At 75.4% G+C, this 289-nt stretch carries 1 protein-coding gene; it reads left to right on the plus strand.

Translation table 11 applies throughout. The features are described from left to right. Positions 1–9: 9 nt before the first annotated feature. A partial coding sequence (locus tag AC5RV2_RS19230; RefSeq protein ID WP_494093650.1) for a PfkB family carbohydrate kinase occupies positions 10–289 on the plus strand: 280 nt, incomplete at its 3' end.

The raw sequence follows: 289 nt of genomic DNA on the forward strand, positions 1-289 counted from the left end.
GGTGCGGCCATGAGCACGCCCCTGTCGGACGTCTCCGGGCTGGCCGGCTGGCTGCCGTCCCGGCTGGCGGAGGCCGCACCGCGGGTCACCGTGGTCGGCGACGTGATGCTGGACGGCTGGTTCAGCGGCCGGATCGAACGGTTCTGCCGGGAAGCCCCCGCCCCCGTAGTGGACATGACCAGGCGGGAGTACGCCCCGGGCGGCGCCGCCAACACGGCCATGAACCTCGCCGCCCTCGGCGCCCGGGTGCGCATTCTCGGCCTGATCGGCGGGGACGACGCCGGACGGC

The sequence above is a fragment of the Arthrobacter sp. Y3225116 genome, from assembly GCF_059091245.1.